Raw genomic sequence first — 387 nt, forward strand, 5'->3', positions numbered from 1 at the left:
ATATTGACGATTGCAATTTTGTCAGCCGCCTGAGCAGAAGTTGCCAGTGCTAAACCGAGACCTGCAGCTAATAACCACTTTTTCACAATAAACTCCTTACCATCCCATTTGCACCGGAGGGTGCAGTTCTTTGCGTGGCCCGGCGATCTTATATTGATCGCCTAAAGTCATCGCTACACTACCACTACATTCCTTTGTGGAGAACACTTACCAGGTTTTACCGATGTTAAACTGGAACTGTTCTGCCTTGTCTCCATCGTACTTTTTGAACGGCTGGGCGTAGGAGAACACCAACGGCCCCAATGGGGACATCCATTGTAATGCGATACCCGCAGACATACGGATATTGCTTGGATCACTATAGTCCGGATATCCAGAATATTGGCT

1 protein-coding gene is annotated in these 387 nt (G+C 47.0%); it reads right to left on the reverse strand.

What is annotated here, in order from left to right; translation table 11 throughout:
* Nucleotides 1-207: 207 nt before the first annotated feature.
* Nucleotides 208-387 (reverse strand): BamA/TamA family outer membrane protein (locus D7Y13_RS44755; protein WP_147452795.1); only part of this gene is annotated, 180 nt, incomplete at its 5' end.

It is taken from the genome of Corallococcus praedator (assembly GCF_003612125.1).
Lineage (GTDB): Bacteria > Myxococcota > Myxococcia > Myxococcales > Myxococcaceae > Corallococcus > Corallococcus praedator.